Annotated in this window: 17 protein-coding genes and 3 pseudogenes; 8 read left to right on the top strand and 12 right to left on the bottom strand. The window is 36.0% G+C overall.

Annotated features, from left to right (window positions below; translation table 11 throughout):
• Positions 1-779 (top strand): annotated as a pseudogene (locus CWATDRAFT_RS07010) (IS5-like element ISCwa2 family transposase); the annotation flags it as partial.
• A 180-nt stretch (positions 780-959) separates the two neighbouring features.
• Here CWATDRAFT_RS07010 and CWATDRAFT_RS07005 read toward each other — a convergent pair.
• From CWATDRAFT_RS07005 to CWATDRAFT_RS06990, 4 genes are all read right to left on the bottom strand, one after another.
• Entirely contained in the window at positions 960-1,637 is a 678-nt protein-coding gene (locus tag CWATDRAFT_RS07005) for a response regulator transcription factor (RefSeq protein ID WP_007304351.1), read from the bottom strand.
• Positions 1,638-1,699: 62 nt separating this feature from the next.
• Complete coding sequence (locus CWATDRAFT_RS07000) at positions 1,700-1,936, bottom strand: lipopolysaccharide assembly protein LapA domain-containing protein (protein ID WP_007304350.1); 237 nt, start codon at positions 1,934-1,936, stop codon at positions 1,700-1,702.
• A 44-nt stretch (positions 1,937-1,980) separates the two neighbouring features.
• Complete coding sequence (locus CWATDRAFT_RS06995; RefSeq protein ID WP_007304349.1) at positions 1,981-2,433, bottom strand: NUDIX hydrolase; 453 nt, start codon at positions 2,431-2,433, stop codon at positions 1,981-1,983.
• On the bottom strand, positions 2,396-2,839 hold the full coding sequence (locus CWATDRAFT_RS06990) for a DNA-binding protein (RefSeq protein WP_232287027.1): 444 nt from the start codon (positions 2,837-2,839) through the stop codon (positions 2,396-2,398). Before CWATDRAFT_RS06990 ends, CWATDRAFT_RS06995 begins: the two co-directional genes overlap by 38 nt.
• A 168-nt stretch (positions 2,840-3,007) precedes the next feature.
• Between CWATDRAFT_RS06990 and folD the strand changes: the two genes are divergently transcribed.
• The gene (gene folD, locus CWATDRAFT_RS06985) at positions 3,008-3,880 is read left to right on the top strand and encodes a bifunctional methylenetetrahydrofolate dehydrogenase/methenyltetrahydrofolate cyclohydrolase FolD (RefSeq protein WP_021830763.1); all 873 of its coding nucleotides are present in this window, start codon (positions 3,008-3,010) and stop codon (positions 3,878-3,880) included.
• A 90-nt stretch (positions 3,881-3,970) separates the two neighbouring features.
• On the opposite strand, the gene CWATDRAFT_RS06980 is transcribed toward folD, so the two are convergent.
• The 3 genes from CWATDRAFT_RS06980 to cimA all read right to left on the bottom strand — a co-directional run bounded on the left by CWATDRAFT_RS06980 (position 3,971) and on the right by cimA (position 7,278).
• A complete protein-coding gene (locus CWATDRAFT_RS06980) occupies positions 3,971-4,735 on the bottom strand; it encodes a hypothetical protein (protein ID WP_007304346.1) in 765 nt (254 codons plus the stop codon).
• A gap of 31 nt (positions 4,736-4,766) precedes the next feature.
• On the bottom strand, positions 4,767-5,585 hold the full coding sequence (locus CWATDRAFT_RS06975) for a double-stranded RNA binding motif domain-containing protein (protein WP_007304345.1): 819 nt from the start codon (positions 5,583-5,585) through the stop codon (positions 4,767-4,769).
• Positions 5,586-5,649: 64 nt separating this feature from the next.
• Positions 5,650-7,278, bottom strand: a complete 1,629-nt coding sequence (cimA, locus tag CWATDRAFT_RS06970) for a citramalate synthase (RefSeq protein ID WP_007304344.1) — start codon at positions 7,276-7,278, stop codon at positions 5,650-5,652.
• Positions 7,279-7,614: 336 nt separating this feature from the next.
• Between cimA and CWATDRAFT_RS06965 the strand changes: the two genes are divergently transcribed.
• Positions 7,615-7,968: a hypothetical protein gene (locus CWATDRAFT_RS06965; protein WP_007304343.1), complete on the top strand. Its 354-nt coding sequence runs from the start codon at positions 7,615-7,617 to the stop codon at positions 7,966-7,968.
• Positions 7,969-8,193: 225 nt separating this feature from the next.
• Here CWATDRAFT_RS06965 and CWATDRAFT_RS06960 read toward each other — a convergent pair whose 3' ends face one another.
• Positions 8,194-9,993: an SLC13 family permease gene (locus CWATDRAFT_RS06960; RefSeq protein ID WP_007304342.1), complete on the bottom strand. Its 1,800-nt coding sequence runs from the start codon at positions 9,991-9,993 to the stop codon at positions 8,194-8,196.
• Positions 9,994-10,177: 184 nt separating this feature from the next.
• Here CWATDRAFT_RS06960 and CWATDRAFT_RS06955 point away from each other — a divergent pair, with 184 nt between their 5' ends.
• The 3 genes and pseudogenes from CWATDRAFT_RS06955 (at position 10,178) to CWATDRAFT_RS38320 (ending at position 12,007) form a co-directional block, all read left to right on the top strand.
• Positions 10,178-10,618 (top strand): hypothetical protein, encoded by a 441-nt coding sequence (locus CWATDRAFT_RS06955; RefSeq protein ID WP_007304341.1) that lies wholly within the window; start codon positions 10,178-10,180, stop codon positions 10,616-10,618.
• A 217-nt stretch (positions 10,619-10,835) separates the two neighbouring features.
• Complete coding sequence (locus tag CWATDRAFT_RS41675) at positions 10,836-10,961, top strand: hypothetical protein (protein ID WP_268742196.1); 126 nt, start codon at positions 10,836-10,838, stop codon at positions 10,959-10,961.
• Positions 10,962-11,009: 48 nt separating this feature from the next.
• Positions 11,010-12,007: pseudogene (locus CWATDRAFT_RS38320) on the top strand (ISAzo13 family transposase).
• Between the two features lie 213 nt (positions 12,008-12,220).
• On the opposite strand, the gene CWATDRAFT_RS06940 reads toward CWATDRAFT_RS38320, so the two are convergent.
• Complete coding sequence (locus tag CWATDRAFT_RS06940) at positions 12,221-12,685, bottom strand: hypothetical protein (protein ID WP_007304338.1); 465 nt, start codon at positions 12,683-12,685, stop codon at positions 12,221-12,223.
• A 115-nt stretch (positions 12,686-12,800) separates the two neighbouring features.
• Here CWATDRAFT_RS06940 and CWATDRAFT_RS33095 point away from each other — a divergent pair.
• A pseudogene (locus CWATDRAFT_RS33095) lies at positions 12,801-14,327 on the top strand (IS5-like element ISCwa2 family transposase).
• A 209-nt stretch (positions 14,328-14,536) separates the two neighbouring features.
• Here the strand turns inward: CWATDRAFT_RS33095 and CWATDRAFT_RS06925 are convergent.
• Positions 14,537-15,277, bottom strand: a complete 741-nt coding sequence (locus CWATDRAFT_RS06925; protein WP_007304335.1) for a DUF561 domain-containing protein — start codon at positions 15,275-15,277, stop codon at positions 14,537-14,539.
• A 260-nt stretch (positions 15,278-15,537) separates the two neighbouring features.
• On the opposite strand from CWATDRAFT_RS06925, the gene CWATDRAFT_RS38315 reads away from it, so the two are divergent.
• A complete protein-coding gene (locus tag CWATDRAFT_RS38315) occupies positions 15,538-15,702 on the top strand; it encodes a hypothetical protein (protein WP_198138937.1) in 165 nt (54 codons plus the stop codon).
• Between the two features lie 59 nt (positions 15,703-15,761).
• Here CWATDRAFT_RS38315 and CWATDRAFT_RS06920 read toward each other — a convergent pair whose 3' ends face one another.
• The gene (locus CWATDRAFT_RS06920) at positions 15,762-16,112 is read right to left on the bottom strand and encodes a phenylpyruvate tautomerase MIF-related protein (RefSeq protein ID WP_007304334.1); all 351 of its coding nucleotides are present in this window, start codon (positions 16,110-16,112) and stop codon (positions 15,762-15,764) included.
• A gap of 67 nt (positions 16,113-16,179) precedes the next feature.
• The gene (locus CWATDRAFT_RS06915; RefSeq protein ID WP_007304333.1) at positions 16,180-16,662 is read right to left on the bottom strand and encodes a flavin reductase family protein; all 483 of its coding nucleotides are present in this window, start codon (positions 16,660-16,662) and stop codon (positions 16,180-16,182) included.
• Positions 16,663-16,689 lie beyond the last annotated feature (27 nt).

Raw genomic sequence — 16,689 nt, 5'->3', positions numbered from 1 at the left:
GAAGACTTAATTCAAGCTGGGGCTTCCCTGGAAAATCTGAGTAAAAGACAGAAAAATTGTCTAGAGACTATCAAAAAAGTTTATGAACAACAACAGTCAATGTGGGAGAATAAGACCCAGAGTGTCCTCAAAGAATTGTAAGTTTAACTCAACCGCATATTCGTCCAATAGTGAGGGGAAAAGCAGGAAAACCAATAGAGTTTGGAGCTAAACTCTCAGTAAGCTGTGTAGATAACTATGTGTTTCTAGAAAAAATAAGTTGGGAAAACTTCAATGAATCTTGTCATTTAAAAGAACAAGTAGAAAAGTATAAAGAAACGTTTGGCTATTATCCCGAATCCGTCCATGTAGATAAAATTTATCGAACTAGGGAAAACAGAAATTGGTGTAAGGAAAGAGGGATAAGAATCAGTGGTCCGAAGTTAGGAAGACCTCCGAAAAATGTCAGTGAAGAAGAAAAGAAACAAGCCCACTCCGATGAATGCTTCCGTAATGCTATTGAGGGAAAGTTTGGACAAGCTAAACGAAGATTTAGCCTAAATCTCGTGATGACAAAACTCCCTGAAACCTCCATTACATCTATTGCTATTACATTTTTAGTTGTCAATCTTTCTAAACTTCTGAGGCAGTTTTTGTCGCTTTTTTTGTCCTTATTTACTAATAATAGAACAGGGGAACTCATCAAACCGCCTTTCATTAATTTTGATTATACTTTAAACAATTTTTATGTACTAAAACTTATTGATTTGTCAGAAAATTCTTGGTCAAAAGTGGCATAAATTTTGGAGAAACTTTTTCAGCAAACCTTATGTAGTCTAAGTTGATGAAAATGAGATTAATTAACATCATTCACTTCAAGACAATAACTCAATTAAAGTATTTTTAGATATATTAGTTAAGTCTACTATATCATTAAAATTTTAAAATTATTAAAAAAGAAATTTCTGAGTAGAAACCATCTAATCTCGCAAAACATAACCAACACCGCGAACAGTTTGAATGATTCGTTTTTCTTTTTCAGCTTCTAATTTTAGGCGTAAATAACGGACATAAACCTCAATAATATTAGAGTCTCCCATAAAGTCGTAACCCCATACCCTTTCTAATATTTGATCTCTAGTGAGGACTTGTTTGGGATGGGACATTAAGTATTCCAGTAAATCAAATTCTTTGGCCGTCAGTTCGATTAAGCGATCGCCACGAAACACTTGACGAGTGTTACTGTTTAAGGTTAGGTCTAAAAATTCCAGTAAATCCGGGTCATCTTGCTGATTTCTTCTTAAATTTGCCCTGACTCTAGCTAATAATTCCTCTAGATTAAAAGGTTTAACAATATAATCATCGGCCCCTGCATCTAAACCGGCCACGCGATCGCCGATATCATCTTTAGCGGTTAATAAGATAATAGGAACATTATTCCCAGTTTGTCGCAGTCGTTTACAAATATCTACCCCCGACATTCCTGGTAACATCCAATCCAATAAAATGAGGTCAGGATCGCTTTCTCTGGCGTTAGAGAGTCCAGACAACCCATCATTAACCACTGTAACATTATAGCCTTCATACTTTAGTTCTAACTCAATAAATTGAGCAAGTTTAGCTTCATCTTCAACCAGTAAAATGTTGGGGTTACTCATAGTATTTTCAGGTGAGTTTATCAATATTTTAAGTCATTAATCTATGGAGATACAAACTGCTATCATCGTTGTTTTCTTATACGTCTTGAAGGTTTCAAGAGAAAAGGTAAGAAACTACCTACAATTAAACCTCCCCCTAGACAAAAGGAGAGTAAAACACCTATGGGTAGTTCAATAGATTCCCAGAATAGAAATTTTAGGGAAACTCCCGTAATATTTTGAATAGAAAAAATAGCGATCGCCCCTATCCAAAAAGCCATCATCACAGCAACTATAACATTTGTTAATTGTTTGAGCATAAGTGTTAAAGTTTAGAATTTAGAATTCCCCTCACTGCGTATAATTACTTAGAGATAAAATCAAGTAATATTTCTTGATGAATTTTACCCAAAGGACGAACATCTCCCAGTTTTTTAGAATAGCATTGTCCTTTTTTAACTTCTTCAGGAGAAACGAAACCTAAGTTGGCCCCCTCTCGTAAAATTAAATCATCGATAGAGACGGTTAAAGGGGCATGAAAAATATGGCGGAACGCTTCATCATCGTCGTAATTACGGAAGAAAATAGGGTTTTCAATTTTGTAATTAATCTCTTCTAAAACCTCCCGTTTAACCCCAATTTCTGGGGTTTCTCCGGGTTCAAGGTGACCCCCAAAAAAACCCCAGCGATCGGGATAAATAATCGTAGGAATATTATCCCGTAACTGCATCAAAAAGCGACCATCTTGATAGAGAATAGCCAAAGCGACGGAAGGAATATTACTTGGTGTTACTTTTGTGGGGGAGGAGAAACTCATTAGGATCGGGTTGAGAAATAGGTTTAACTTCGGTGTCAGTATCAACAACAGGTTGAACAGTTGAGGTATTCTCAGGGATATTAGCCCCTAGTTTTTCAACTTCTAAGATATACAACTCTCCCATATCTTGACCACCGATGGGAATAGATTGATAGGTAACTTTTCCCGTGATCTGTACGGTTTCCCCTGTCTGGGGTAGAGTTCCATTGGTGAGAACCCAGACGGTTCCTGTTTCATCTTGTAGTTGATAAGAACCGCTACCCATAAACGGCGCACTATCAACCACTTTTCCCTCTAAATAGATAATAGCCTCTTCCGGGGTGGTTACGGTAGTAACGGTAGATGGTTGGGAGGAAAGTTCTCCAATGGGGGTAATAGACGGTTGCGCTAACCCTAAATAGTTCATTGGGGTACAACCGATCAAACTTCCGACTAGAAGGGAAAAAATACCACCATGAAACCCTCGAATGTTTAAAACTTTCAGGATCAGTGCGTTGAAATTAACTGTCTTGAGATAGGCTAAGCAATAGGACACCATAAACTACTCCTACGTTCCACATTTATTATGTTATCTATGTCTTCTGAAACTGCTTCTTTGTTAAACGGTAAAGCATTAGCGCAAAAAATTCAGGGAGAATTGAAAATAACCGTTGAAAAGTTACAAGGGAAGATCGGTCGTCCTCCTGGTTTAGCGGTTATTATGGTGGGAGATAACCCGGCTAGTGCTGTTTATGTTCGTAATAAGGAAAAGGCTTGCGCTAAGGTGGGAATTGCTTCTTTTGGTCGTCATTTACCTACAGAAACGCCACAAGAAGAGGTTGAAGCTTTAATTAATCAATTGAATGCAGATGAACGAGTAGACGGAATTTTGGTACAGTTGCCCTTACCTCCCCATTTAGATACGGTGAAGTTACTCCATGCGATCGCCCCTGAAAAAGATGCTGATGGACTCCATCCCATGAACTTAGGCCATTTAATACGGGGTGAGAATGGGTTACGCAGTTGTACACCGGCAGGGGTGATGGCTTTATTGGAAGAGTATAACCTAGATGTTGCTGGCAAACACGCTGTGGTAGTAGGGCGTAGTATTTTAGTGGGTAAACCGTTGGCTTTGATGTTGTTGGAAAAAAATGCCACGGTGACGATGGCCCATTCTCGTACCCCAGACTTAGGGGAAATGACTCGTCAAGGGGATATTATCATCGCTGCTGTAGGAAAACCCAATTTAATTACGGGGGACATGGTTAAACCCGGTGCAGTGGCTATTGATGTGGGCATTAATCGTATTATGACAGAAGACGGAAAATCTAAATTAGTGGGTGATTTTGAGTTTGATTCTGTTGCTCAAGTTAGTAGTTATATTACACCTGTTCCTGGGGGTGTTGGACCGATGACGGTGGCCATGTTATTACAAAATACCGTTTTGAGTTATCAAAAATTACAGTAATTTGTTGACATATTGTTGATCTGATTAATTATCATTGTCAATATCAGATGATGATTAATCAGTATTAGATATTTAATGTTTCTTAAAGGGTTAATATTTTTTTAGTAATTTTATTAAGATTTTGAAATACCGTAAAAATAATCCTATAAATAACAATAAAATAATAATTTCAGCAGCATTCTTTTTCATAAATGACAATATTTTTTTTGTCTTAAACCAGATACTCGGATCATTATATAGCTCAAAAGAAGCTCCCTCGGTTAACGCATACTTTTCGATTAAATGTATCTTCTTTTCTAAGTTTCCACATTCATTTTTATTATCTCCTCTCCACAATTGCCACCATCTTCTACAATTTAGTTCTTCGTATTTATTAAAAACTCTAGCATAATAATAATTAGTACCTAATTGAATAAAGTTACTTGAAAAATCTACTAATTCTTTATCCTTTCCAAACCAATTATCCCTCAAACACTTCTCAAGTTCAAAAAAAGGATCAAAGGAAGCCCAAATTGTTACTTTATCATCTTCCCAAACTGCGGGATAAGTAAATAAATTAAAAATTGTATTAAATTGGATTAAATCATTCTTAATTCCAAACCCTAAAGACTCATAAAACAGATGAATTTTTCTATAACCTTGAAATATATCTGAATAAAAAACTTCTATTCCAGTCTGGGTTTTGGTAAATTGTAAGAGTGAATCACAAGCATTAGTATATCTTTTATTAGTCTTTTTTATATCACCTTCTTTATTCAAAAGAAAACACTGATTTTCCTGTGTTCCAATATTTATTTTTAGTTTCTCACATTGTTGCTTATCATTTACAAAATGAATCGTAACAATTTTAGCCATTTGCTTGTTTTCAATTTCCTTTTCAATATTATCATAATATTGGAAGCTTTATTGAACTAGATATACTGCTAGGAATGATATCAAAACAAAATTGTTTTTGATATTTTTCATTTTTCTTGCAGTTTTCTTTTGTAGGAAGTTGCTTGTTAATTTTGTTAATTTTTTCTTCAATAGATAATTGTTTTACTTGGGAAATTTGTAATTCATTTGAATGTTTTTTTTTACTTTCTTTTATGTTAATTACTTCTTTTTCTCTATCAATATTCCCTAACATAATAATTGTTGGTGATGAATTATCTGTACTTGGTATTTTAATATAGTTAATCTCAAAATCATTCAAAAATTGACTGATATTAGGTTGAATAGTCTCATGATAAGTTTTCAAATATTCCCCATAATCTTTATAAGTTGATAAATCTCTTCTTGTGGCAATTTCATCTTGTCTTCTTTGGGAATCAATATATACTCTGGCAGCGTTAATCGCTGTGATTAGTGCGATGAATCCAACAAAAATGTTGACAATAGCTTCAGCATTTTCAATATTAGATTTTTGATTCCAATCTCGCCTAAAATCTTTGAACCATTTTTTGATTCTAGACTTTAATGAGTCAGATTGAATAACTTCTTCTGTTGTTACAAGTTTCCTGATAATAGGTAAAAGAGCATTTGCTGCTTTTCTTTTGGCTTCCTTTTTAGTTTGTCCGAGTTGGGTTTCTGTTATTATAGTCTCCTCAAAAGCAATAATACAGTTACATTGCCATTTATCCTCGTTCTTTTGAAACTGAAATTCAGGTTGTTGTAGTTGATATTTCTGAGCGATTTCTCTTAACTCATTAATAGGACTATCCATGTTTCATAAGCGATATATGTTGTCATCATAAATCTTGAATAGAGAATATCATCTATGTTTTTATTCACAGTGATTTAGCTGGCTTTTTAATTGTTGATTGTAACAATAAGCCGTATTCAATTCCTTCTACTACTGCTTGATAAGACGCTTCTAAAATGTTAGCAGAAACCCCCACGGTTGTCCAGCGTTTATGACCATTACTCGACTCAATTAAAACCCTAGTATTGGCTGAAGTTCCGGCACCTCCATCTAAAATTCTCACCTTATAATCTGTGAGATGGAATTGAGCAATTTCTGGGTAAAAATTGACCAACGCTTTGCGTAAAGCACTATCTAAAGCAGAAACGGGCCCGTTACCTTCTGCTGCTTCTAATCTATCTTCTCCATTAACCGTTAGTTTAATAGTAGCTAAGGCATTACTATAGGGCATTCCTTCCCCATACAACATATCACAATGAACTTGAAATCCTTGCAACTGAAAGAAGCTTTTTGTTTGCCCTAAAGCTTGACGCATTAATAGTTCAAAACTAGCTTCTGCCACTTCAAATTGATAGCCTTTATGTTCTAATTCTTTTATTCTGGTTAAAATTTCTCGACAGGCAGCATCTTCTTTATTTAATTCGATCCCGAAGGTTTTAGCCTTAGATAAAACATTACTTAAACCAGCCATTTCTGAGATAACAATTCGTCTTTCATTACCAATATTTTCTGGTTTAATATGTTCATAAGTCAAAGGGTTTTTCTGTACCGCAGACACATGAATGCCTCCTTTATGAGCAAAGGCAGAACGTCCCACAAAAGGAGCGTGATGATCCGGGGCTAAATTAACCATTTCGCTGATTAAACGGCTGGTTTTTGTCAGTTGGGTTAACTCCCTGTCTGCTAAACAGTGATAACCCATTTTTAACTGTAAATTAGGAACTAAAGTGCATAAATTGGCATTACCACACCTTTCCCCGTAACCGTTGATGGTTCCCTGTACCATTCTCACCCCTTCTACTACACCAGCTAACCCGTTAGCTACGGCGGTTCCTGAGTCGTTATGAGTATGAATACCCAATTGTGGACTACCATTGTCGGGTTGAATATCTAAGGCAGTCACCACATCTTGAATAATACGGGTGACATCCTGGGGTAAGGTTCCCCCGTTGGTGTCGCATAACACTAACCATTCTGCCCCGGCTTCTTTGGCGGTTTTCAGGGTTTTTAGGGCATATTCAGGGTTATTCAGATAACCATCAAACCAATGTTCTGCATCGTAAATGACACGCCGTCCCTGACTGCGGAGATACTCAATGGTGTCGGCGATCATGTTTAAATTCTCTTCTAGGCTGGTTTTTAGCCCTTCTGTGACGTGGAGATCCCAAGATTTACCAAAAATGGTCACCCAACGGGTTCCGGCGGCTAAAATCGCTTTTAAGAGGGGGTCTTCTGCTGCTAGTTTATTGGGGCGACGGGTGGAACAAAAGGCTACTACTTCGGCCTGAGTGAGAGGTTCTTCTTGTAATTTCCAGAAAAACTGCACATCTTTAGGGTTAGCCCCTGGCCAACCCCCTTCAATGAAGGGAATACCCATTTTATCCAGTTGACGAGCAATTTTCAGTTTATCTTCTAAGGATAAGGAAATTCCTTCCCGTTGGGCCCCATCTCTGAGGGTGGTATCGTAGAGCCAAATGCGCTTATCAGTCCCCATAGGATTACTTTGGTTTGATGAAATAGTTGAAAGATAGTTTATGCTATTTTCTAGATTACCTTATGATAAGCGATCGCAGTCATTAATTATTGTTGCCTACTTTACTCTTTTTATAACAACATAACTTTTATTTTATTTTCTTAGTCAACTGATTAAAATATTTTTTATCCGTTGCCGTCGCTTTGGTGATATATTTCCTAAACGTGCATTGATTACTGATGATTCGACGCTTGTTAATCTTCCCAGTCGAAGGACTACTAATAAAAGGTGTAAAATAGAGGTAGAAGAATCTACGAAAAAATTAAGATTCTCTCATTAGAGTCGAGGTAAAGACCAATGATCAATAAACCCTTAAGTTTATTTTTAGGAATGGCCCTATCTTTAGGGGTTTTAGCTACAGAAACCTTAGCCTATCCTCACCGAATGCGTATCAGTCCCAGTCCTGGAATTCATCGCACAATTACTGCACCGAATACAAGAAGAGGTAATAATTATTCTCGAGGTAATTCCTATTATGGAGATAGGGGAAATTATACCTTCAGAGAAAGAATTAGAATTGAAAGAGATCAACGGGGTTCTTGTTACAATTGCGGTTACTCTAATAACTATAATCCCTACCAAACTTATCGAAACCGTGGCCGTAATTCTCGTGTTGCACCTAATTACCAATACCATCGCTATTATCGATAGATTCACCTGTGCTTTCAGTTTTAAGCTATCAGATACTTGATTATTTTATATGTTACTCACAAGTAATTAAGATTAAACAAATTCTGGTTTCTTTTATCTCTTAGCTGAAGGGTAAATTCTTATAATACCAATTTCCATAGGGTTCAACACTTCGACTAAGCTCAGGGTTGAACCCTAGCATATAAACATCCGTAGTCTGAGTTAATGAAAATGGCATAAATTAATTTAAAGTCCATAGACAAAAATAATCAACAAAGGAACAATAAAAGTAAATATTAGGGTGAGGGGAAGTCCTACACGGGTGAAGTCTAAAAAGCGATAACCCCCTGGCCCATAAACCATTGTATTAGTTTGATAACCAATGGGTGTCATGTAACTATTTGAAGCAGCAAACATAACCACCAACATGAAAGAGATAGGATTCAAACCAAGATTTTTAGCTACTTCAGCAGCCACAGGTAACATCAATAAAACAGCAGCATTGTTGGAGAGAACTTCAGTTAGTAAAGATGTAAAAAAGTAGAAAATAACTAGAATTAAATAATTGGGTAAATAAGAGCCTAAACTTACAATATACTCAGCAATTAATTTATTAGTTCCTGATGTCTCCATAGCAATACCTAAAGGAATTAGTCCTGCTAAAAGAAAAATAATATCCCAACGGACTGCCCCATAAATTTCTCCTGGTTTTAAACATCCCGTAAATATCATCAACATCACCCCCACTAAACTACTAACCAAGATAGGTAGAATATTCAGAGCCGCTACAATAACAACCCCAAAAACAATAGAGATCGCAATGTAAGCTTTATTTTGTCTTAAAGTTTCCACCTCTCTTTCTTCTAATACTAACAATTCCCTAGTTGTTTGTAATCCAATAAAGCTTTCTCTCGGTCCTTGTACTAACAATAAATCCCCAAATTTTAAGCGAACTTTTCCCAATCTTTCTCGTAACAATTCTTCCCCTCGACGAATAGCAATGACCGTGGCATTGTAGCGTTGTCTAAAGCGTAAATCTTTTAAAGTTGAACTAATTAAACGAGAATTAGATAAAATAAGAACTTCAGCAACTTTATCCTCTCCAAAACTCAGTTCTTTTTCAATTTCATCTTTATCAAATTTAACATCAGCTAAAATATCAACCCCTCTTTCATCTCTAACTTGTAATAAATCTTCTTTACTTCCTCTTACCAATAAAATATCCCCCAAGGATAAAATTTTATCTGCTAAAGGTTGAGGAAAATGAATATCATTATGGATTATTTCTAGAACATCAACATCAAACTTTCTTTGAATTCCACTCTGTCTTAAGGTTTGTCCAATCAGACTAGAACGAGGAGTAATAATAATCTCACTAACATAGTCTTTCATATCATAATCAACATCCAAACCATTATTATTAACAGATTTACGGTCAGGTAAGAGTTTTGGAGCGATAAAAGTCAAATAAAATAGTCCAATAAAAAAGACAGGAATTCCAATGGGGGTTATCAAAAAAATACTAAATTCACCGTAACCTAATTTCTCTGATAAACCACTAGCCAAAATATTAGTAGAAGTTCCAATAATAGTAATAACTCCCCCTAAAATTGCCGCATAAGAAAGAGGAATTAGTAATTTAGACAAAGAAATTTTACGCTTTTTACCCCAACCTTCTATAATTGGCAGAAAAACGGCAACAACTGCTGTATTATTAATAAAAGCACTGATGAATCCTACAATAATTCCCAGAGCAGCAATTTGCTTTTTTAAACTTTTACCACCCAATCGAAATAGTAAATCTCGAACAATTTGTAATCCTCCTGTTCTGGTAATTCCTGCACTTAAAATAAACATAGCCGTCACTGTAATTGTAGCCGAATTACTAAAGCCAGAAAGTCCCTGTTCAGGGGTAACTAATTTACATAAAATCAATAAAATTGTAATGGCAATGGCTGTGGTATCCACAGGAAAAAATTCACAAACAAAGCTAACTAAGGCTAATAATAAAATGATTAAAGTTAAAATAATGGGTGAGATGGTCATAGGAATCAAGTTTAACCTGTTTAGAACTAACTATCATATCATAAGATCACCATAATACTTTGAATCAAAAGTGATTAATTCTCTTGCAAATAGTCCACAGTAGAAATAATAGTCAGAAAAATGAGAAAAATGTTAAAATAATTGGGTATAATTTATAAGGATAGTCAAAACTTTTGTATATCTAATGACCCGTTCCCTAAGAAGAAGACAATCAAGAAAACGGCAAGCAGATAATTCACCTATTGACATCAAAGATAAACTGGCACAAAAACGGAAAGCAAAAGCAACTAGACGAAAACTAATGGGATTAATAGGGTTTTCCCTGTTCTTTGCTATTCTTGTTGGTGTTCCTCTTAGTTTTAGCATCAGTCCTAAAATTGGTGGTTCAGTGGGGTTACTAATTCCTTTGTTTGTAGTCTGTTACAATTATCCTCGCACAGCTTTATGGGCTTTTCTAATCTATATGCCATTTAGTGGGACTATGACCTATTGGATTGGTGGTGGTAATGCCCTATTCCAGCTTTCTAAAGATGGTTTTTATATCCCTGGGCTTTTGGGTTTAATATATTATTGTAGAAAGAAAAAACAAGCGATTATTGTATCTAAACCACTTCTGATTAGGTGATTTCCGAGAAAGCTTTTCCCATAGGGGGTAATCGCTTGGACTAAAGGCTTTCAAGAAATAAAAGGAACAGAGAGTTAGCGGATCTTGGTACACAACTTTAAAATTTCATAATTGGCTTGTCTGAAAAAACAGAAGAAATAGATTAAAATGAAGAGGTAAAAAGATTAGAGAGAGTAAATTGAAGCTAAAACAGACAAATAATCCCTTAACCCCGTCGATGGTCGATGATTTACGTTTAGCAGCCTCAAAAATGACGGGAGCAGAGCGTCGTTCATTTCAAGCTGAAATGTGTCTCAAGTATTGTGGAGGAAGTGCCAGACAAACCGAAATCGTGTTTGGTTGAGGGAGAAAAAATGTTCAACTTGGATTACATGAAAAACGAACTGGGATAGTGTGTTTAGGATTACAATCAGTCAATAGTGGATGTAAAAAATGGGAGGAAAGATACCCAATAGTTGCCCAATCATTGAAAGAAATAGCCGAAGCTCACGCACAACAAAACCCCACATTTAATAACCCCATTGCCTATACAAGATTAACGGCGGCTGAAGCCATTAAACAATTAAGAAATCTAGGATATAATGGAGAGGAGGTTCCTGCTGCTTCGACAATGGCAGATATTTTAAATCGTTTGGGCTATCGATTAAGAAAAGTGGTAAAAGCTAAACCTAAAAAAAAATCTCGGAGACGGACGCTATCTTCGAGAATATAGAGAAAAAAGATAGAAAAAAAGACCCTTCTGTGAAACGTTTAAGTATGGATTGTAAAGCAACTGTGGAAATAGGAGAATATTCACGTGGCGGACAAACCAGAGGTTATAATCAAGCTCAAGATCATGATATGGGAACTAAAGAAAAATACGTTCCTTGTGGGATTGTAGATGAAGATACAGGGCAACTTTATGTAACTTTTGGAAGTTCTTATAAAACGAGTGATTTCATGGTAGATAACTTGGAGCAATGGTGGACAAGTCTTAGTATAACTGAAAAGCAGCAACTAGAGAACATCCAAATTAAAGTTGATAATGGAGCAGAAAATAGTGAAATAAGAAGGCAATTTTTGAAGAGAATGGTAGAGTTTGCCGACCAAACTAAGAAATCTATTCAATTACTATATTTTCCTCCTTATCACAGTAAATATAATCCCATAGAAAGATGTTGGGGAATTTTAGAGAGGCATTGGAACGGAACACTTCTGAGAAAGGCTCAAACGATGTTAGCTTGGGTAAAAACTATGACATGGAAAGGCTTAAATCCGATAGTTAAGTTAAGTAAAAAAGTTTATCAAAAAGGCATTTCTTTAACGAAAAAAGAGATGAAGGAAATTGAGAAACATTTAGAACGTAATCCTCACTTACCTAAATGGGATATTTTGATTAGACCCAGTTAGTCTAAAAAGTTAATAAGAGTGTAAAATTAAGTGAATTTCCTTTTTAAAAATAGTCAAAGCTAATTTAAAAGTTAGCGTATTTCTTTCTTTTAGATAGGGAGGTTTTTGTTCGCGGAAAGTATCCGCGAACAACTTTTTATTTTTCCCTTTTCGCTTATTTGAGATGTTCTACAAACAGATTCTGAGAATGGGTGGGAAACTTTTTCTTGGAAATCACCTAATATCTGTGGCCGTTGAGTTTTGTTCTAACTCACCACTCAAAAGTTCTGGCTGAAATTCTGGTAATTCTTCCGCAACCAACTCAAGAGAGGAAGTTATATCCTCTGCATTTGTGGGGTTTTGTTCATCCTCAGTCATTTGTTGTTCGGCCGCTAAGTCTTGTAGTTGTAAGCGTAATTCAGCAACTTGGTTAAGCTTCCCTTCGGCCACTTGTTGAATAAGGGTGGCTAATTTGCTGGAGGAGGGATAACCCCCTTTGTTAAACCAAGTTTGCCACAATTGACCGAGTTGTTGCAAAGAAGGGGGATCATCCACAGGATCGGGATAGAGTTTTAATAACCCGAAACTTTGATCTTCATCCAATCTGAGGTTATCTTCTACAAGGAGACTTTGACGACAGTTAATGGCTGATAAACTTGTCCAGAGGGTAACTATTTGGGGTTTGCTGAATAAAAGCAAAACCCTATTCTTTAAAAGGTTACACCCATATTCGCGATCGCAAAAAAGATCAGCTTTGTCGGCTACAAACCGCTATAATTGGTAGAAACACCTCCCAGTTGTTGGTCAAGAACAAATGTATCGAAAAGAGGAGCAACCTTTACCGCCCCCAGAAAAATTTGAATTACCTTTCGAGGGCAAATTGTCCCCCAATAATCGTTGGGTAATCATGGCAGAGTTGATACCTTGGGATGATTTTGAGGAAGAATATGCTAAACTTTTTTCAGCAGAAAAAGGTGCGCCAGCCAAACTATTTAGAATGGCATTAGGGACATTAATTATTAAGGAAAAATTAGGAACAAGTGATAGAGAAACTATAGAACAGATTAGAGAAAATCTCTATCTACAATACTTTATAGGTTTAAATTGTTATCAACAAGAGCCACCACTGGAATCTTCAATGCTAGTTTATTTTAGGAAAAGAATTGATGGAGAATTGATAAACAAAATCAATAAAAAAATAGTAAAAAGAGAAATAGACAAGAGTGATAAAGAAGTAAAAAAAAAGGATTGTCTCCAAGAAAAAGGAGAAAAAATAAAAAATAAAGGTAAACTAATTTTAGATGCGACTTGTGCGCCAGCAGACATCAAATACCCAACGGATTTAGGCATATTAAATCAAGCCAGAATTGAGACAGAAAGAATAATAGATAATCTTTATAAACCATTAAGAGTAAAATTGAGAAAAAAGCCGAGAACTTCTAGAAAAATTGCTAGAAAGGAATACTTAAAAGTAGCTAAAAAACGAAAAGTATCTTATCAAGAAAGAAGAAAAGCTATCGGGAAACAGTTAAAATACCTTAAGAAAAATTTAGGAAATATAGAAGACTTAATTCAAGCTGGGGCTTCCCTGGAAAATCTGAGTAAAAGACAGAAAAATTGTCTAGAGACTATCAAAAAAGTTTATGAACAACAACAGTCAATGTGGGAGAATAAGACCCAGAGTGTTCCTCAAAGAATTGTAAGTTTAACTTAACCGCATATTCGTCCAATAGTGAGGGGAAAAGCAGGAAAACCAATAGAGTTTGGAGCTAAACTCTCAGTAAGCTGTGTAGATAACTATGTGTTTCTAGACAAAATAAGTTGGGAAAACTTCAATGAATCTTGTCATTTAAAAGAACAAGTAGAAAAGTATAAAGAAACGTTTGGCTATTATCCCGAATCCGTCCATGTAGATAAAATTTATCGAACTAGGGAAAACAGAAATTGGTGTAAGGAAAGAGGGATAAGAATCAGTGGTCCGAAGTTAGGAAGACCTCCGAAAAATGTCAGTGAAGAAGAAAAGAAACAAGCCCACTCCGATGAATGCTTCCGTAATGCTATTGAGGGAAAGTTTGGACAAGCTAAACGAAGATTTAGCCTAAATCTCGTGATGACAAAACTCCCTGAAACCTCCATTACATCTATTGCTATTACATTTTTAGTTGTCAATCTTTCTAAACTTCTGAGGCAGTTTTTGTCGCTTTTTTTGTCCTTATTTACTAATAATAGAACAGGGGAACTCATCAAACCGCCTTTCATTAATTTTGATTATACTTTAAACAATTTTCATGTACTAAAACTTATTGATTTGTCAGAAAATTCTTGGTCAAAAGTGGCATAAATTTTGGAGAAACTTTTTCAGCAAATCCTATTTAATAACTATTGAAATCTTGTACTCAACTCATTTATTTTATTATCAAGTTCAACCTGAGTTAAATATTTTTCTTGATAAATGTGTTATGAACTCTGGTCTTGTGTCCATAAACCTTTGATTTTGTAAAGATGAAAAATCAATATCTCCTGATTTATCAGGAGATGATCAATTACTTGTTAAAGGTTAACCTTAATAGAACTTTGTAGAGATTCTACCAAGGAACGAACCGCAGCCACCATGGCCACCTCGTCATTGAGTTTGTTGATAGCAGAACCCACACCAACCCCTGAAGCACCGGCAGTTATAGCCATTGGTGCGGTGACAGTGGATAGTCCCGAAGCACAGATAACGGGAACAGATACAGCCCGAGAAATGCTATGGGCGGCGGCTAAAGTCGGGGCTGCTTTTTCGATTAGCCCTAAAGTTCCCGAGTGGGTGGGATCACTGCTGGTTCCTCCTTCGGTTTGAATCAAGTTTGCCCCTACTTCCACCAACTTCTCTGCTAATGCTACCTGTTCATCCAAAGGTAGGATGTGGGGAACTGTTACACAAAGAGTAGTATTAGGGAGCAAAGCACGGGTTTTTTGGGTTAATTCCAGGACTTCTGGGGCTTCAAACCGTCTTCCTTGGGCATAAAAAGCGTCAAAGTTACCGATTTCGACTAAATCTGCTCCAGCTTCCACTGCATCGGCTAATAATTGAGCCTCAACCGCAGATACACAAATAGGTAAATCAATCAAGGAACGAACTTGACGGACTAAACTAGGATAGGCCGCAATATCGACAAAAGTTGCTCCTCCTGCTTGTGCTGCTTTTGCGATCGCCGAAACGTTACTAGAATCGAAATTAGTCAAACCACTAATGATTTTCAAGGCCCGACGTTGTTGGAGTGCGTTCTGTAATTCAGGGTGCATCATTATTATCTATTTCAATAGGTTCTGGCACAAATCAATAGCCAACAAAAGTTAAGTTATCTGGGCTATTCATCACTTTATCCTAGTTTAGCTTAATTTTAGGCAAAATTCCCTTATCCTCTAGAGTTCTGGAAAACACAAGCAAAGCAATAAAATTATTATTAAAATTAATAAAATTTTGTCATCATATAATAAATTATTCAAAGAATTCTGTAGATAGAGTTCCCAAATCGATATCTATTCCCCTTTAGAGGTAATTAATTATGAAGGTTAAACAGTTTGATTGTGTCGAAATGAAATGTTTAGGGGGTCAAAAGATTTATGAAGAAATCAAGAATATGGATATTAAAGAAGAATTAAGTTACTGGCAAGAAGCATCACAAGAGTTAGTAAAAATGAAAAATGAAAAATTGAGTAATATCAAATAAACAATTAGGTTGGGTTAAAGTAACTAAACCCAACACTAAACTTATAGAGAAAAAACTAACTAAAAAGTCCTACCATTCCATCCCCACATACTACCTTTCGCATCGGCAAATTCGATATACGTCCGATTTTTGTCAACCCCCAATGTATTTTCAACGACTTGACAAAAATCCTCACTCATGGACTTAGTTTGTTGGGAACTCATGCTACCAACACTTTTAATTTCTAGGTAACAAACGGGGTCAAAACTTCCTGCAAAAGTCATCTTAACATCTGCATCAAAGGAAGTCATAACATAAGATTCAGGTTTACCCAAATGTTGTGCTAGTTTAGCTGATAAGGTTGTTAGCAAAGAGTCAACAACTTTTGATTCTGGCTGAGAAACTGATGTTTTTACTTGGATTAATGGCATGATCGTTTCTATTTTACAGTGATGAAAAATTCTGATTTTGCACGGATAATAATCAATTTATTGACTATTATCCACCATATTGCCATCCGGTACTTTCTAGGTTTAAACCTTTACCTTCTCGGTGAATTCCTGAACCAATCACTTCACCGACGAAAACGGTATGATCTCCTTTTTCAACTGCTCCTACCACTTGACATTCTACATACCCCAAAGAATCTTTAATGATGGGACATCCTGTTTCTTCTCCTTCATAAAATTCCACATCTTCAAATTTATTACCCACACGACTTTGAGGTTTAAAAAATTTAGCTGCTAAATCCTTTTGTCCATCTTCTAGGAAACTTAGAGAGAAAACACCACTTTTTTTGAGCCTTTCGTGGGAACTCGAATCATTTTTAACACAGTTAATAACTAACGGGGGTTTAAAAGAACCTTGCATCACCCAACTGGCAGTAAAACCATTAAGGTTGTCTCCGTCTTTGACTCCACAAATGTAAAGTCCGTGGGGAATTTTTAGCAGCATCGTTTTTTTTGCTTTTTCGTCTAACAACGTAATTTTCCTCCTTAGTTTTTTAGG

Origin of the sequence: Crocosphaera watsonii WH 8501 (genome assembly GCF_000167195.1) — a bacterium.
Lineage (GTDB): Bacteria > Cyanobacteriota > Cyanobacteriia > Cyanobacteriales > Microcystaceae > Crocosphaera > Crocosphaera watsonii.
The sequence above is the reverse complement of the archived record's forward strand: the minus strand, read 5'-3'. Positions and strand labels throughout refer to the sequence as shown.

What these genes read in the sequence shown, in the direction of transcription:
- CWATDRAFT_RS07005 (WP_007304351.1), bottom strand. Translation starts at nt 1,637, where the DNA reads ATGAGTAACCCCAACATTTTACTGGTTGAAGATGAAGCTAAACTTGCT.
- CWATDRAFT_RS07000 (WP_007304350.1), bottom strand. Translation starts at nt 1,936, where the DNA reads ATGCTCAAACAATTAACAAATGTTATAGTTGCTGTGATGATGGCTTTT.
- CWATDRAFT_RS06995 (WP_007304349.1), bottom strand. Translation starts at nt 2,433, where the DNA reads ATGAGTTTCTCCTCCCCCACAAAAGTAACACCAAGTAATATTCCTTCC.
- CWATDRAFT_RS06990 (WP_232287027.1), bottom strand. Translation starts at nt 2,839, where the DNA reads ATGAACTATTTAGGGTTAGCGCAACCGTCTATTACCCCCATTGGAGAA.
- folD (WP_021830763.1), top strand. Translation starts at nt 3,008, where the DNA reads ATGTCTTCTGAAACTGCTTCTTTGTTAAACGGTAAAGCATTAGCGCAA.
- CWATDRAFT_RS06980 (WP_007304346.1), bottom strand. Translation starts at nt 4,735, where the DNA reads ATGGCTAAAATTGTTACGATTCATTTTGTAAATGATAAGCAACAATGT.
- CWATDRAFT_RS06975 (WP_007304345.1), bottom strand. Translation starts at nt 5,585, where the DNA reads ATGGATAGTCCTATTAATGAGTTAAGAGAAATCGCTCAGAAATATCAA.
- cimA (WP_007304344.1), bottom strand. Translation starts at nt 7,278, where the DNA reads ATGGGGACTGATAAGCGCATTTGGCTCTACGATACCACCCTCAGAGAT.
- CWATDRAFT_RS06965 (WP_007304343.1), top strand. Translation starts at nt 7,615, where the DNA reads ATGATCAATAAACCCTTAAGTTTATTTTTAGGAATGGCCCTATCTTTA.
- CWATDRAFT_RS06960 (WP_007304342.1), bottom strand. Translation starts at nt 9,993, where the DNA reads ATGACCATCTCACCCATTATTTTAACTTTAATCATTTTATTATTAGCC.
- CWATDRAFT_RS06955 (WP_007304341.1), top strand. Translation starts at nt 10,178, where the DNA reads ATGACCCGTTCCCTAAGAAGAAGACAATCAAGAAAACGGCAAGCAGAT.
- CWATDRAFT_RS41675 (WP_268742196.1), top strand. Translation starts at nt 10,836, where the DNA reads ATGGTCGATGATTTACGTTTAGCAGCCTCAAAAATGACGGGAGCAGAG.
- CWATDRAFT_RS06925 (WP_007304335.1), bottom strand. Translation starts at nt 15,277, where the DNA reads ATGATGCACCCTGAATTACAGAACGCACTCCAACAACGTCGGGCCTTG.
- CWATDRAFT_RS38315 (WP_198138937.1), top strand. Translation starts at nt 15,538, where the DNA reads ATGAAGGTTAAACAGTTTGATTGTGTCGAAATGAAATGTTTAGGGGGT.
- CWATDRAFT_RS06920 (WP_007304334.1), bottom strand. Translation starts at nt 16,112, where the DNA reads ATGCCATTAATCCAAGTAAAAACATCAGTTTCTCAGCCAGAATCAAAA.